A 14,552-nucleotide genomic window follows, 5' to 3' on the forward strand; every position below is an offset into this window, starting at 1 on the left:
CTTTAATTACAATTAGTTATCGAGAGGCTGACACCTTGAGTGACATGGCAAAAAATTTAATTCTGTGGCTTGTTATTGCTGTAGTGCTTATGTCTGTATTCCAGAGCTTTGGCCCTGGTGAAAGTAATGGCAGAGCAGTAGATTACACCACATTTGTACAGGAAGTTGGCCAAGGCCAGATTCAAGACGCACAGTTCAATAACAGTGAAATCACCTTTACCCGTCGTGGTGGTGGTTCTAAGTATGTAACTTACATGCCTGTTTATGATCAAAAGCTACTTGATGACTTAATTAATCAAAATGTTCGAGTTCAGGGCACACCACCAGAAGAACAGAGCCTACTTGGCACTATCTTCATCTCTTGGTTCCCAATGATCTTACTGATTGGTGTATGGATTTTCTTCATGCGTCAAATGCAAGGCGGCGGCGGCGGTAAAGGCGCAATGTCGTTTGGTAAGAGTAAAGCTCGAATGATGAGCGAAGAACAAATTAAAACGATGTTTGCTGATGTTGCAGGTTGTGACGAAGCAAAAGAAGACGTTAAAGAACTTGTTGATTACCTTCGTGACCCAAGCCGTTTCCAAAAGCTAGGTGGTAAGATCCCTACAGGTATTCTGTTGGTTGGTCCTCCTGGTACTGGTAAGACATTGCTTGCAAAAGCGATTGCGGGTGAAGCAAAAGTACCGTTCTTTACTATCTCTGGTTCTGACTTCGTAGAAATGTTCGTTGGTGTTGGTGCATCTCGTGTACGTGACATGTTCGAACAAGCGAAGAAAGCCGCGCCATGTATCATCTTTATCGATGAAATTGATGCAGTAGGTCGTCAACGTGGCGCTGGTGTTGGTGGTGGTCACGATGAACGTGAGCAAACACTGAACCAAATGCTAGTTGAGATGGATGGTTTCGAGGGTAACGAAGGTATTATTGTTATCGCTGCGACTAACCGTCCAGACGTACTTGACCCAGCACTACTTCGTCCAGGTCGTTTTGACCGTCAAGTTGTGGTTGGTTTACCTGATGTCCGTGGTCGTGAACAGATTCTTAAAGTGCACATGCGTAAAGTTCCACTGTCAGGCGATGTTGAACCATCTCTGATTGCTCGTGGTACTCCAGGTTTCTCTGGTGCAGATCTTGCGAACCTTGTTAACGAAGCGGCTCTATTTGCTGCTCGCGGAAACAAACGCAATGTATCTATGGTTGAGTTTGAACTTGCGAAAGATAAGATCATGATGGGTGCAGAGCGCCGTTCAATGGTTATGTCTGAAGAAGTGAAAGAATCAACGGCCTACCATGAAGCTGGTCACGCGATTGTTGGTCGTTTGGTACCTGAACACGATCCAGTGTACAAGGTATCAATCATCCCACGTGGTCGTGCACTTGGTGTGACGATGTATCTACCAGAGCAAGATCGCGTAAGTATGTCTCGCCAACATCTAGAGTCAATGATTTCTAGCTTGTACGGTGGTCGTCTTGCTGAAGAACTTATCTACGGTAAAGAGAAGGTTTCGACTGGTGCGTCTAACGATATCGAACGTGCAACAGATATTGCTCGTAAGATGGTTACGCAATGGGGCTTCTCTGAGAAACTGGGTCCTCTTCTTTATGCTGAAGAAGAAGGCGAAGTTTTCCTAGGTCGCGGTATGAGTCAAGCGAAGCATGTTTCTGACGATACAACTCGACTTATCGATGAAGAGATTCGTATTCTTATCGACCGCAACTACGCTCGAGCTAAACAAATCCTAGAAGACAATATGGATTTGATGCACTCGATGAAAGATGCGCTTATGAAGTACGAAACGATCGATGCAGGTCAGATTGATGACCTCATGGAACGTAAGACTGACATTCGTGAGCCAGCTGGCTGGGGTGATCAGGCAAAAGCTGAACCTGCAAAGGAAGAAGCTAAGTCAGAAGAACAAGCTAAAGCTGAACCAAAAGCTGAAGAGTCGACAGTTGAAGATGCTAAATCTGAATCAGATGATGCGCAAAACAAAGATTCTTAATCGCTAAGCTATTAATTAAAACCCTGAGTACGCTCAGGGTTTTTCTGTTTATAGCGTAAAGTGTTTTAACCTTTTAAGACCTGCCTTCCATGATATTACAAGCAAACAACAAAACTCTCCCTTTAGATCGTCCGCATGTAATGGGTATCCTCAATGTTACTCCCGATTCATTTTCTGATGGTGGTCAATTCAACTCATTAGATAATGCATTGCTGCAAGCTGAGCGTATGATCAAAGCTGGTGTCAGTATTATTGATATCGGTGGTGAATCTACACGCCCAGGAGCGCCTGAAGTTACATTAGAAGATGAACTATCAAGGGTTATTCCTGTCATTAAGGCAATTCGAGCCAATTTTGATGTTTGGGTTTCTATTGATACCAGCAAAGCAGAAGTGATGCGTCAAGCCGTTGAAGCCGGTGCTGACTTGATCAATGATGTGCGAGCGCTCCAAGAGCCAGGTGCTTTAGAAGCTGCGGCTCAAGCTCAAGTTCCTGTTTGTTTGATGCACATGAAAGGTCAGCCAAGAACTATGCAAGCCAACCCGAGTTATGACGATGTTTTCACGGATGTTGAAGGCTTTTTAAAAGAAAGGGTTGAGGCTTGTGAGGCTGTGGGCATATCTAAAGAGCAACTTATTTTAGACCCTGGCTTTGGCTTCGGTAAAACCATTGAGCATAATTACCATCTATTAGCGAATTTTGAAAAATTTCATACGCTTGGCTTACCGATTTTAGCGGGAATGTCTAGGAAATCTATGATTTTTAAGCTGTTAGATAAAGCTCCTGCTGATTGTGTGGTCGCAAGCGTTACTTGCGCTACAATCGCGGCAATGAAAGGTGCACAAATTATTCGTGTTCATGATGTTGAAGAGACATTAGAAGCGATGAAGATCATTCAAGTGATGAACAACAATCATTCAATTGAAAAATAATAAAAATTAAGGAAAACTCATGTCAGATAAAAGACGTTATTTTGGTACAGATGGTGTGCGTGGAAAAGTAGGTCAATACCCAATCACCCCGGATTTTGTACTTAAACTTGGTTGGGCTGCTGGTCGTGTTCTTGCTAAGCAAGGAACGAAAAAAGTTATCATAGGTAAAGATACTCGTATTTCTGGTTATATGCTGGAATCTGCGTTAGAGGCTGGTCTTGCTGCTGCTGGTCTTCAAGCCACTTTCACAGGCCCAATGCCAACTCCTGCTGTTGCTTATTTAACACAAACCTTCCGTGCAGAAGCTGGGATTGTTATCTCAGCATCTCATAACCCATATTATGATAACGGTATTAAGTTCTTCTCTTCTGAAGGCACAAAGTTGTCAGATGAGATTGAGTTAGCAATAGAAGCTGAATTAGATAAAGACATCGAATGTGTAGAGTCATCAGAGCTAGGTAAAGCCGTTCGTTTAAATGATGCTGCTGGTCGTTATATTGAATTTTGTAAAAGCACATTCCCTAATCACATGAGCTTATCTGGAATGAAAATTGTTGTGGATTGTGCTCATGGCGCGACATACCACATTGCTCCAGCAGTTTTTAGAGAACTCGGTGCTGAAGTCATTGCAATGGGTATTGAGCCAAATGGAACCAACATTAACCATGAAGTAGGTGCAACAGATGTGCGAGCTCTGCAAGCGAAAGTGGTTGAAGAGAAAGCCGCGTTAGGTCTCGGCTTTGATGGTGATGGTGATCGTATCATTATGGTTGATGAGTTGGGGAACAAAGTTGATGGCGACCAAATCGCATACATCATTGCTCGTGATGCTCTGCGCCGTGGTGAACTGAAGGGTGGTGTTGTCGGTACATTGATGACTAACCTTGGTATGGAAAATGGGCTTAAGCAATTAGGTATTCCATTTGTACGTGCTGCTGTAGGTGACCGGTATGTAATGGAACAGCTTTTGGCTAAAGGATGGAAGATCGGTGCTGAAAATTCTGGTCACGTTATTTTGCTTGATAAAGTGACAACTGGTGATGCGATTGTTGCGGCATTGCAGGTGCTAGCATCTGTAGTCGACAGTGAAATGTCGTTGAACGAGCTGTCGCAAGGTATGACGCTATACCCACAAGTTTTAGAAAACGTAAGATTTAGTGGTGATTCAAACCCATTAGAAGCAGAAGCGGTAATTCGTTCAGTTAAAGAGGTTGAACTTGTTCTTGGTGAAAAAGGGCGAGTTTTACTTCGAAAATCTGGTACAGAGCCATTGCTACGTGTAATGGTCGAAGGTGAAGATGCAGAGTTAGTACAAAGCTCTGCTCTTAAAATTGCAGGCGCAGTAAAAGCCAGTTGTTAGTCAACTTATAGCGTTAATCAAAACAAGCATAGAGTAGTTTTGTGCTTGTTTTGTGTTTTTTTTGAGCGTTTGTTTTCTAAAGGCTTATTTTTGGCAAATTCCACTTGTCAGGTAAGTAAGCATTCGTTAGTATTGCTCGGCCTTCAGTTAGGAGGTCGCTAGCCTTGTTCTCTAAACATCGTTAAATAGTGTTTTAGAACGGCGCTGGCTCAACAATTAGGAACATAGGTGGAAAAATGGTTACAGTTCTACTTGTGATTTACCTGTTGGCAGCGCTTGGTGTAATTGGCCTAGTGTTAATTCAACAAGGTAAAGGCGCAGATATGGGAGCCTCATTCGGTGCTGGCGCTTCAAACACTGTGTTTGGTGCTGGTGGCTCAGGAAATTTCCTTACCCGAATGACTGCAATTTTTGCAATCGTATTTTTTGTTATTAGCTTAGTGCTTGGTAATATGTACACACATAAAACTGAGTCACAGTGGATTGACCCGACTCAAGGTCAGGTAATTCAACAAGCTAATGATGCAGTGAGTGAAGTTCCGGCGCAAGGCGACGAGATTCCACAATAATCTGAAAGATTTGATGCCGAGATGGTGAAATTGGTAGACACGCTAGCATGAGGTGCTAGTGCCTTAGGGTGTGAGGGTTCGAGTCCCTCTCTCGGCACCATGTTTACAAACTTGTAAAACATCTTGTTGGGCGTATAATGCTCACAAGTCGGACGCGGGATGGAGCAGTTTGGTAGCTCGTCGGGCTCATAACCCGAAGGTCGTCGGTTCAAATCCGGCTCCCGCAACCAATTTTCTAAGCACGTATGTGTGAAAGTTGGTAGCAAGTTTACGTAGTGTGAACCTCACTACGAGTTAAGTATTAATCTTATTAGATAATTACTTAACGAATCAGGGTCCAGCAACAAAAACCCCGGCTTATTACGGGGTTTTTTGTTATCTAAGCATTTATAAATGCATTTAGGTAATGTTTGCTTGGAATTTAAATTGGGCTTTGAGCCCTTTTTTTGTTTCTGGAGTGGTTAAATGACTGGTTTAGAAAGACAACTTACTGAAATGCTTGAAGCTCCTGTAGCTGCGTCAGGTTATGAGTTAGTTGGATTAGAATTTATTCGTGCGGGTGAGCACTCAACGCTACGTATCTACATTGATCATGAAAATGGTATTTTTGTAGATGATTGTGCTGAAGTAAGTCATCAAGTAGGTGCAGTATTAGACGTTGAAGATCCAATTTCAGTGATTTACAACCTTGAAGTGTCTTCACCAGGTCTAGAAAGACCACTGTTTAAAGCTGAGCATTACCAACAATTTATTGGTCACGAGGTCAGCATTGTTTTGAAAATGGCTGTAGCCAACCGTCGTAAATGGAAAGGTGATATCCAATCTGTTGATGGTGAGACTATTTCGATATTAGCTGAAGGGAACACAGAAGAGTTTCCATTAAGCAATATTTCGAAAGCTAACCTGATCCCTAAATTTTAGTTCTCCTCGTGAGAAAAGCTTAAGAGGCTAGATAAATGAACAAAGAAATTTTAGCGGTAGTAGAAGCTGTTTCAAATGAGAAAGCAGTTCCTCGTGAGCGTATTTTTGAAGCGCTTGAAATCGCGCTTGCAACAGCAACTAAAAAGAAAAGCGAACTTGAAATTGAAGTTCGTGTTGAAATTGACCGTAAAACGGGTAATTTTGAAACTTTCCGTCGTTGGGAAGCTGTTGAAGTTGTTGAATTCCCAACAAAAGAAATCTCTTTTGAAGCTGCACAGTACGATGACCCTGAAATCGAATTAGGTGGTTTCATTGAAGATGACATCGAATCTGTAACTTTCGACCGTATTACGACTCAAACCGCTAAGCAAGTTATTGTACAAAAAGTACGTGAAGCTGAGCGCGCTCAAATCGTTGAGCAGTTTATCGATAATGAAGGTGAGTTAGTTACTGGTGTTGTTAAGAAAGTTAACCGTGACACAATTATCCTAGACCTAGGTAGCAATGCTGAAGCGGTAATCCTTCGTGATGACCAACTTCCTCGTGAAAACTTCCGTCCAGGTGACCGTGTTCGTGGTTTGCTTTATGCAGTTAAACCAGAGGCTCGTGGTTTCCAGTTATTCATTACTCGCTCTAAGCCTGAAATGTTAGCTGAACTATTCCGCGTAGAAGTGCCTGAAATTGGTGAAGAACTGATTGAATTGAAAGGTGCAGCTCGTGATCCAGGTTCACGTGCTAAAATCGCAGTGAAAACGAATGATAAACGCATTGACCCTGTAGGGGCTTGTGTTGGTATGCGTGGCGCACGTGTACAAGCGGTTTCTAATGATCTTGGCGGTGAGCGTATTGATATCGTGCTTTGGGATGATAACCCGGCACAATTTGTTATCAACGCAATGGCTCCTGCCGATGTAGCTTCTATCATCGTTGATGAAGACGCACACTCAATGGATATCGCAGTAGAAGCAGATAACTTAGCTCAAGCTATTGGTCGTAGCGGTCAAAACGTACGTCTAGCATCTCAACTAACTGGTTGGGAACTGAACGTAATGACAGTTGCAGATCTTCAGAAGAAACACCAAGAAGAAGCGGTTGCTTCAATTGAAAACTTCATGAAGCATTTAGACATCGAAGAAGATTTCGCTCAAATGCTTGTTGAAGAAGGTTTCTCTACTTTAGAAGAAGTAGCGTACGTTCCTGTAAATGAGCTTCTTGAAGTTGATGGTCTAGATGAAGGCATCGTTGAAGAGTTACGCAACCGTGCAAAAGATGCTCTGACTACTCTAGCACTTGCTAAAGAAGAAACTTTTGATGGCGTTGAGCCAGCAGAAGACTTGCTTGCATTAGAAGGTCTTGAGCGCGAGATGGCTTACAAGTTAGCAGCGAAAGGTGTTGCTACACTTGAGGATTTAGCTGATCAAGGTGTCGATGAACTAGAAGGTATTGAAGATCTAACAGAAGAACGTGCCGGTGAGCTTATCATGGCTGCACGTAACATCTGTTGGTTCGGCGACGAAGAATAACTCAGCAAGGAGAGAGCGGTATGACACAATTAACAGTTAAAGCACTGAGTGAAGAGATTGGTACGCCAGTTGACCGCTTAATTGAACAACTTGCTGATGCAGGAATGAAGAAAGCAGGAACGGATCAAGTTTCAGATGCAGAAAAGCAAAGTTTGCTTACTCACCTGAAAAAAGAACATGGTGACACTTCTGGTGAAACTGAACCGACTCGCTTAACTCTTCAACGCAAGACCCGCAGCACGTTAAGTGTTGCCGCTGGAGGCGGTAAGAGTAAGGATGTTCAAGTTGAGGTACGTAAGAAGCGTACTTACGTAAAGCGCAGCACAATCGAAGATGAAGCGAAACGAGAAGCCGAAGAAGCTGATACTCGTGAAGCGGAAGATAAAGCACAACGCGAAGCTGAAGAGCAAGCGCAACGTGTAGCTGCAGAGAAAGCACAGCGCGAAGCCGAAGAGAAAGTAAAACGTGAAGCAGATGCTAAACGTGAAGCTGAAGAAAAGGCAAAACGCGCACAAGCTGATAAGGCTAAAAAAGACATGAATTCAAAGAACGCAGACACAAACGCACAAGCGAAGAAAGAAGCTGATGAGCTAAAAGCACGTCAGGAGCAAGAAGCAACGCGTAAAGCTGAAGCTGAAGCTGCAAAACTAGTTGAAGATGCTCGTAAGCTAGCAGAAGAGAACCAAGAACGTTGGTCTGAAGAAGAGAAAAAGAAGAAAGAGCAAGAGAAATCTGCGGATTACCATGTGACTACTTCTACTTACGCTCGTGAAGCAGAAGATGCAGCTGATAAAAAAGACGAGAAAGCACCTCGTCGTCGCAAGAAGAAGCCTGCTCCAGCAGCTCAACCTGGCAACAACCGTGGTGGTCGCAACCAACGTGGTCGTGGCGGTAAAGGTAAGCTTGCTAAACCAACTTCAATGCAGCAAGGTTTTGATAAATCTGCAACTGTTGCTAAGTCTGACGTTGCTATTGGCGAAACAATCGTTGTTTCTGAACTGGCGAGCAAAATGTCAGTTAAAGCAACTGAAGTAATTAAAGTTATGATGAAGATGGGCGCTATGGCGACTATCAACCAAGTGATCGACCAAGAAACAGCAGCTCTTGTTGCTGAAGAAATGGGTCACAAGGTTATTCTTCGTAAAGAAAATGAACTTGAAGAAGCAGTACTAGCGGATCGTGATAGCGATGCAATCGCTGAAGGTCGTGCTCCTGTTGTTACTATCATGGGTCACGTTGACCACGGTAAAACTTCAACACTTGATTACATTCGTAAAGCACACGTTGCTTCTGGCGAAGCTGGTGGTATCACGCAGCACATTGGTGCTTACCACGTTGATACTGACAACGGCATGATCACTTTCCTTGACACTCCTGGACACGCGGCATTTACTGCAATGCGTGCTCGTGGTGCTCAAGCGACAGATATTGTTGTACTAGTAGTAGCAGCGGACGATGGCGTAATGCCACAAACAATCGAAGCAATCCAGCACGCGAAAGCGGCAGGCGTTCCTCTGATTGTTGCTGTGAACAAGATTGATAAAGAGGGTGCAAACCCAGACAACGTTAAGAATGAGCTAGCTCAATACGACGTTATCCCTGAAGAATGGGGCGGTGAGAACATGTTTGTTCACATCTCTGCTAAACAGGGTACAAACATCGAAGGTCTTCTAGAAGCAATCCTTCTTCAGTCTGAAGTTCTTGAACTTACAGCAGTTAAAGAAGGCATGGCATCTGGTGTTGTTGTTGAATCTCGTCTTGATAAAGGTCGCGGTCCAGTTGCAACAGTACTAGTACAGTCTGGTACTCTAAATAAAGGCGACATCGTTCTTTGTGGTCAAGAGTACGGTCGTGTTCGTGCAATGCGCGATGAAAACGGTAAAGACATCGAAACTGCAGGTCCATCTATTCCTGTAGAAATTCTAGGTCTTTCTGGTGTTCCTTCATCAGGTGATGAAGCGACTGTTGTTCGTGATGAGCGTAAAGCTCGTGAAGTAGCTAACTACCGTCAAGGTAAATTCCGTGATGTTAAATTAGCTCGTCAACAGAAAGCTAAGCTAGAGAACATGTTTGCGAACATGGAAGCTGGTGAAGTTGCTGAACTTAATGTTGTACTTAAAGCTGACGTACAAGGTTCTGTAGAAGCAATTGCAGATTCTCTACTGAAACTTTCAACTGATGAAGTTAAAGTGAACATCGTAGGTTCTGGTGTTGGTGGTATTACTGAAACTGATGCAACGCTTGCAGCAGCTTCTAACGCTATTATCCTAGGTTTCAACGTTCGTGCTGACGCAACTGCTCGTGGCACTGTTCAGAATGAAAACTTAGATCTACGTTACTACTCAATCATTTACCAACTGATCGACGAAGTTAAACAGGCGATGGGCGGTATGCTTGCTCCTGAATTCCGTCAAGAGATCATTGGTCTTGCTCAAGTTCGTGACGTATTTAAGTCTCCTAAGATCGGCGCAATTGCTGGTTGTATCGTGACTGAAGGTACCATCAAGCGTAACAACCCAATTCGCGTTCTTCGTGAAAACGTTGTTATCTACGAAGGCGAACTAGAGTCACTTCGTCGCTTTAAAGATGACGTACAAGAAGTTAAGAATGGTTACGAGTGTGGTGTTGGCGTTAAGAACTACAACGACGTTCGCGTTGGTGACCAGATCGAAGTATTCGAAATCGTTGAGGTTCAACGTACTCTAGACTAATCAGTCTGTACGACTCGACATATTGACTAAGGTTACTAACATTACTAGTAAAGGTAATAAGTAATCGGTTGTTGAATACACCATGGGGGGCTGGTTATTACCAAGCCCCCCATCTTTCTAAGTGAGAAAAGAAAATGTCAAAAGAATTTAGCCGCACACAACGTGTGTCTCAGCAGCTTCAAAAAGAGCTAGCACTTATCTTGCAACGTGAAGTCCGTGACTCACGTATTGGTATGGTAACTATTTCTGATGTAGAAGTGTCTCGTGACCTTGCATACGCAAAAGTGTTCGTGACTTTCCTATGTATCGGTGAACAAACACCTCAATCATGTCTTGCTGCTCTTAAAGAGCATGAAGTGCCAGTTCGTATGGCTCTTGGTAAGCGTATTCGTCACCGCCTGACTCCTGAAGTTCGTTTTACATATGACGATACATTAGTTGAAGGTATGCGTATGTCTAACTTAGTAAGTGAAGTTCTGAGTGAAGATAAGCGTAAGCAGCATGAAGCTGGTCGTGATGAAGATACAGAAACAAAGGGTGAAGAGTAATGGCTCGCCGTCGTAAAGGTCGCCCTATTAACGGGGTAATTCTATTAGATAAGCCAACTGGTATTTCATCTAATGATGCACTGCAAAAAGTAAAACGCATTTACTTTGCAGAGAAAGCAGGGCACACCGGTGCTTTGGATCCTCTTGCGACTGGCATGCTGCCAATTTGTCTTGGTGAAGCAACGAAGTTCTCTCAGTTTCTATTGGATTCTGATAAGCGCTACGTGGTTATTGCAAAGCTTGGTGAGCGTACCAATACCTCTGATTCAGATGGTGAAGTGGTTGAGACGCGTGATGTAAACGTGACTCAAGAGCAACTTGAACGTTGTATCGAAACCTTCAAAGGCGAAACTGACCAGATTCCTTCAATGTTTTCTGCATTGAAGTATCAAGGTAAGCCTTTGTATGAATACGCACGTGCAGGTATCGAGGTTCCTCGTGAATCTCGTAAGATCACTGTGTACTCTATTGAGCTTCTTCGCTTTGAAGGCGATGAAGTTGAGATGGAAGTACATTGTTCAAAAGGCACTTATATCCGCACGATTACTGATGATCTTGGTGAAATGCTAGGCTGTGGTGCTCACGTGACTATGCTTCGTCGTACTGGTGTTGCAAAGTATCCGTATGAACGAATGGTAACGTTAGAGCAATTGAATGAGCTTTTAGAGCAAGCTCAAGATCAAGATATTGCACCTAAAGAGTTGCTTGATCCATTGCTTATGCCAATGGATACCGCAGTTGAAGATTTACCTGAAGTGAATATGAATGCTGAGTTGATGGACCTTGTTCAGCACGGAATGCCGGTTCAAATTGCAGGTGCTCCTACTGAAGGTACTGTCAGAATGACAAGTGGTGAGGAAAAACTTTTCCTTGGCGTTGCTCAGATCGATAAAGACGGTCGCGTTGCACCTAAGCGACTTGTTGTTTTTCGAGATGAAGAGCCGCAAGCTTAGCTATTGGTAATAGTCGTCATTAAATAAAAAGCGGGTATCCGATTCGGTGTCCGCTTTTTTGTTTATTCTACGTTCAATTATTATTGCCCTTACTGGGAAACTTCCCTATAATCCTCGGCTCGCGTAGCGGCTGAATCAGAGATTGGCTGCTACAAATATAAACTTACTCTTATCAGGAGAGATTTATGTCTCTGAATGCAGAAACTAAAGCAGCAATCGTTGCAGAATACGCACAATCTGAAGGCGACACAGGTTCACCAGAAGTACAAGTAGCACTACTTACTGCTTCTATCAACCACCTACAAGGTCACTTCAAAGCGCACAAACACGATCACCACAGCCGTCGTGGTCTATTACGTATGGTTTCTAGCCGTCGTAAGCTTCTTGATTACTTGAAAGGTAAAAACCTTGCTCGTTACCAAGACCTAATCAAGCGTCTAGGCCTACGTCGCTAATTGCGATGTCTGCGAAGACAGTTTGAAGAAAAGGAGCATTTATGCTCCTTTTTTTGTGCCTGTAATATTTTTGATGTGATAAATGAGGGGTCTCTGTGCGGTTAACCTGATTTTTAGTCGTGAAAATGTCTCTTGCCAAGAAAATAGTTTATACTCTTGCACGCTAATAATTGTTTGATTATTTAGCACTCTATTTAGCTCAACAATAACAGTCACAGATGTCGGCCAATAGGTCGCGACTATTAAAAGCAGATGTTAAGCCTTATTGAGCTACTCGTCTTTTTTTACTAGTCGCGATTAGTTATTGCGGAGCATTCATTCACTTATTCTGAAAAGCGATTTTCAGATGAAGGATATACAATGTTTGAAAAACCAGTTGTAAAGTCATTCCAGTACGGTAACCACACTGTAACTCTAGAAACGGGCGTAATGGCACGTCAAGCTACTGCTGCTGTAATGGCAACGATGGACGATACATCAGTATTCGTTTCTGTTGTTGCTAAAAAAGAAGCTGTTGTAGGTCAAGATTTCTTCCCTCTAACAGTTAACTACCAAGAGCGTACATACGCTGCGGGTAAAATCCCTGGTGGTTTCTTCAAGCGTGAAGGTCGTCCTTCTGAAGGCGAAACGCTAACAGCTCGTCTGATTGACCGTCCAATTCGTCCACTTTTCCCAAGTGCGTTTAAAAACGAAGTTCAAGTTATCGCTACGGTTGTTTCTATCAACCCTGACGTAAACCCAGACATGATCACTATGATCGCGACGTCTGCTGCGCTTGCTATCTCTGGTGCTCCATTCAATGGTCCTATCGGTGCTGCACGTGTTGGTCACATCGACGGCGAACTTGTTCTTAACCCATCAAATACTGAGCTTGAAAACTCTAAACTAGACCTAGTTGTGTCTGGTACAGAAGGCGCAGTACTAATGGTTGAATCTGAAGCAGATAACCTATCTGAAGAAGAAATGCTTTCAGCGGTTGTTTACGGTCACGACCAACAACAAGTTGTAATCAAAGCGATCAACGAGTTTGCTGCTGAAGTTGCAACTCCATCTTGGAACTGGGAAGCGCCAGCAGTTAACACTGAGCTTAAAGCTAAAGTGGCTGAGCAAGCTGAAACTCGTCTATCTGACGCGTACCAGATCACTGAGAAAATGGCTCGTTATGAGCAAGTTGGCACAATCAAAACTGAAGCTGTAGCTGCACTTCTTGCTGAAGATGAAAACCTAGATGAGCGCGAAATCCGCGGCATGCTTGGTTCTCTAGAGAAAAACGTAGTACGTAGCCGCATCATCGCTGGCAACCCTCGTATTGATGGTCGTGAAAAAGACATGGTTCGTGCACTAGACGTACGCACTGGTGTTCTTCCACGTACACACGGTTCTTCTCTATTTACTCGTGGTGAAACTCAAGCACTTGTTACTGCAACGCTTGGTACACAACGTGATGCACAAATCATTGATAGCCTAATGGGTGAGAAGAAAGACAACTTCCTTCTACACTACAACTTCCCTCCATACTGTGTAGGTGAGACTGGCTTTGTTGGTTCTCCAAAGCGTCGTGAAATTGGTCACGGTAAGCTTGCTAAACGTGGTATCCAAGCAGTAATGCCTTCTGTTGACGAATTCCCATACACAGTTCGTGTTGTATCGGAAATCACAGAATCTAACGGTTCTTCTTCAATGGCTTCTGTATGTGGTACATCTCTAGCACTTATGGATGCTGGTGTTCCAATCAAAGCTTCTGTTGCGGGTATCGCAATGGGTCTTGTTAAAGAAGGCGACGATTTCGTTGTTCTTTCTGACATCCTTGGCGATGAAGATCACCTAGGTGACATGGACTTTAAAGTAGCAGGTACTAACGCTGGTATCACTGCTCTTCAGATGGATATCAAGATCGAAGGTATCACTAAAGAGATCATGCAAATTGCTCTTAACCAAGCGCAAGGTGCACGTAAGCACATCCTTTCTGTAATGGATGAAGCTATCTCTGGTGCTCGTGAAGACATCTCTGAATTCGCTCCGCGTATTCACATGATGAAGATCAGCTCTGATAAGATCAAAGATGTTATCGGTAAAGGCGGCGCAGTTATCCGTGCTCTTTGTGAAGAAACGGGTACTACAATCGAAATCGAAGACGATGGCACAATCAAGATTGCTGCTACTGAAGGCGCAGCTGCTAAAGAAGCTATCCGTCGTATCGAAGAGATCACTGCTGAAGTTGAAGTGGGTCGTATCTACCAAGGTAAAGTTGCTCGTCTAGCTGACTTCGGTGCATTCGTAACGATTCTTCCTGGTAAAGATGGTCTAGTACACATTTCTCAAATCGCTGATAAGCGCGTTGAAAAAGTGTCTGATTACCTAACTGAAGGTCAAGAAGTACCAGTTAAGGTTCTTGAAATTGACCGTCAAGGTCGTGTACGTCTGAGCATGAAAGAAGCAGTAGAAACGCCAGCTGAAGGCGAAGCGCCTGCAGCTGAGTAATTCTTAGCATATTAATGGGATTATCGCTTTTTAGTGATTTCTAACCCATTGGTAAAAAAGCATGTTATAAAGGGGAGCATATCGCTCCCCTTTTTT

Annotated in this window: 11 protein-coding genes and 2 tRNA genes; all 13 read left to right on the forward strand. The window is 43.5% G+C overall.

The features are described from left to right. Nucleotides 1–44: 44 nt before the first annotated feature. The gene (gene ftsH, locus F0226_RS11030) at nucleotides 45–2,003 is read left to right on the forward strand and encodes an ATP-dependent zinc metalloprotease FtsH (protein WP_171735689.1); all 1,959 of its coding nucleotides are present in this window, start codon (nucleotides 45–47) and stop codon (nucleotides 2,001–2,003) included. Between the two features lie 89 nt (nucleotides 2,004–2,092). Next, entirely contained in the window at nucleotides 2,093–2,935 is an 843-nt protein-coding gene (gene folP / locus F0226_RS11035; RefSeq protein ID WP_171735690.1) for a dihydropteroate synthase, read from the forward strand. A 19-nt stretch (nucleotides 2,936–2,954) separates the two neighbouring features. Next, nucleotides 2,955–4,295 (forward strand): phosphoglucosamine mutase, encoded by a 1,341-nt coding sequence (gene glmM, locus F0226_RS11040; protein WP_171735691.1) that lies wholly within the window; start codon nucleotides 2,955–2,957, stop codon nucleotides 4,293–4,295. A 236-nt stretch (nucleotides 4,296–4,531) separates the two neighbouring features. Beyond that, a complete protein-coding gene (gene secG, locus F0226_RS11045) occupies nucleotides 4,532–4,864 on the forward strand; it encodes a preprotein translocase subunit SecG (RefSeq protein ID WP_171735692.1) in 333 nt (110 codons plus the stop codon). Between the two features lie 15 nt (nucleotides 4,865–4,879). After that, nucleotides 4,880–4,964: transfer RNA gene (locus F0226_RS11050), tRNA-Leu, on the forward strand. 53 nt (nucleotides 4,965–5,017) lie between these two features. After that, nucleotides 5,018–5,094, forward strand: a tRNA-Met gene (locus F0226_RS11055). 235 nt (nucleotides 5,095–5,329) lie between these two features. Further along, a complete protein-coding gene (gene rimP, locus F0226_RS11060) occupies nucleotides 5,330–5,785 on the forward strand; it encodes a ribosome maturation factor RimP (protein ID WP_137373440.1) in 456 nt (151 codons plus the stop codon). A 35-nt stretch (nucleotides 5,786–5,820) separates the two neighbouring features. Then, on the forward strand, nucleotides 5,821–7,308 hold the full coding sequence (gene nusA, locus F0226_RS11065) for a transcription termination factor NusA (protein ID WP_171735693.1): 1,488 nt from the start codon (nucleotides 5,821–5,823) through the stop codon (nucleotides 7,306–7,308). Nucleotides 7,309–7,328: 20 nt separating this feature from the next. Beyond that, complete coding sequence (gene infB, locus F0226_RS11070) at nucleotides 7,329–10,019, forward strand: translation initiation factor IF-2 (protein ID WP_171735694.1); 2,691 nt, start codon at nucleotides 7,329–7,331, stop codon at nucleotides 10,017–10,019. A 134-nt stretch (nucleotides 10,020–10,153) separates the two neighbouring features. Further along, a complete protein-coding gene (gene rbfA, locus F0226_RS11075; protein WP_171735695.1) occupies nucleotides 10,154–10,567 on the forward strand; it encodes a 30S ribosome-binding factor RbfA in 414 nt (137 codons plus the stop codon). After that, nucleotides 10,567–11,520: a tRNA pseudouridine(55) synthase TruB gene (truB, locus tag F0226_RS11080; protein ID WP_171735696.1), complete on the forward strand. Its 954-nt coding sequence runs from the start codon at nucleotides 10,567–10,569 to the stop codon at nucleotides 11,518–11,520. The genes rbfA and truB overlap by 1 nt, the downstream gene beginning before the upstream one ends. 185 nt (nucleotides 11,521–11,705) lie before the next feature. Next, nucleotides 11,706–11,975: a 30S ribosomal protein S15 gene (rpsO, locus tag F0226_RS11085; RefSeq protein WP_010436144.1), complete on the forward strand. Its 270-nt coding sequence runs from the start codon at nucleotides 11,706–11,708 to the stop codon at nucleotides 11,973–11,975. Between the two features lie 360 nt (nucleotides 11,976–12,335). Next, nucleotides 12,336–14,456: a polyribonucleotide nucleotidyltransferase gene (gene pnp / locus F0226_RS11090; protein WP_171735697.1), complete on the forward strand. Its 2,121-nt coding sequence runs from the start codon at nucleotides 12,336–12,338 to the stop codon at nucleotides 14,454–14,456. Nucleotides 14,457–14,552: the final 96 nt, after the last annotated feature.

The organism is Vibrio sp. 99-70-13A1 (genome assembly GCF_013114625.1).
Taxonomy (GTDB): domain Bacteria; phylum Pseudomonadota; class Gammaproteobacteria; order Enterobacterales; family Vibrionaceae; genus Vibrio.

Bases quoted from the DNA above. Each gene is read 5' to 3' on its own strand.
- ftsH (WP_171735689.1), top strand. From the start codon at position 45: ATGGCAAAAAATTTAATTCTGTGGCTTGTTATTGCTGTAGTGCTTATG.
- folP (WP_171735690.1), top strand. From the start codon at position 2,093: ATGATATTACAAGCAAACAACAAAACTCTCCCTTTAGATCGTCCGCAT.
- glmM (WP_171735691.1), top strand. From the start codon at position 2,955: ATGTCAGATAAAAGACGTTATTTTGGTACAGATGGTGTGCGTGGAAAA.
- secG (WP_171735692.1), top strand. From the start codon at position 4,532: ATGGTTACAGTTCTACTTGTGATTTACCTGTTGGCAGCGCTTGGTGTA.
- rimP (WP_137373440.1), top strand. From the start codon at position 5,330: ATGACTGGTTTAGAAAGACAACTTACTGAAATGCTTGAAGCTCCTGTA.
- nusA (WP_171735693.1), top strand. From the start codon at position 5,821: ATGAACAAAGAAATTTTAGCGGTAGTAGAAGCTGTTTCAAATGAGAAA.
- infB (WP_171735694.1), top strand. From the start codon at position 7,329: ATGACACAATTAACAGTTAAAGCACTGAGTGAAGAGATTGGTACGCCA.
- rbfA (WP_171735695.1), top strand. From the start codon at position 10,154: ATGTCAAAAGAATTTAGCCGCACACAACGTGTGTCTCAGCAGCTTCAA.
- truB (WP_171735696.1), top strand. From the start codon at position 10,567: ATGGCTCGCCGTCGTAAAGGTCGCCCTATTAACGGGGTAATTCTATTA.
- rpsO (WP_010436144.1), top strand. From the start codon at position 11,706: ATGTCTCTGAATGCAGAAACTAAAGCAGCAATCGTTGCAGAATACGCA.
- pnp (WP_171735697.1), top strand. From the start codon at position 12,336: ATGTTTGAAAAACCAGTTGTAAAGTCATTCCAGTACGGTAACCACACT.